At 64.5% G+C, this 440-nt stretch carries 1 protein-coding gene; it reads right to left on the bottom strand.

What is annotated here, in order from left to right; all coding sequences use genetic code 11:
* A partial coding sequence (locus tag AC22G6_RS21855; protein ID WP_487368511.1) for a phosphomethylpyrimidine synthase ThiC occupies positions 1-440 on the bottom strand: 440 nt, incomplete at both ends.

Here is a 440-nt window from a genome sequence, read left to right as displayed (position 1 = left end):
TTGGCGAGGTCGGCGGCGTGGGCGGCGAGCTTGTAGGTGATGATGCCTTCCTTCACGTCCTGCTTGTTGGGCAGGCCGAGGTGCTCCTTGGGCGTCACGTAGCACAGCATCGCGGTGCCGTACCAGCCGATGGTGGCCGCACCGATGCCGCTGGTGATGTGGTCGTAGCCGGGGGCGATGTCGGTGGTGAGCGGTCCGAGGGTGTAGAAGGGCGCTTCATGGCACTGCTCGAGTTGCAGGTCCATGTTTTCCTTGATCATGTGCATCGGCACGTGGCCGGGGCCCTCGATCATCACCTGCACGTCGTGCTTCCACGCGATCTGGGTGAGTTCGCCCAGGGTCTTGAGCTCGCCGAGCTGGGCTTCGTCGTTGGCGTCGTAGATCGAGCCCGGACGCAGGCCGTCGCCGAGGCTGAAGGCCACGTCGTAGGCCTTCATGAT

The organism is Parazoarcus sp. PS-13 R2A (assembly GCF_057621855.1).
The sequence above is the reverse complement of the archived record's forward strand: the minus strand, read 5'-3'. Positions and strand labels throughout refer to the sequence as shown.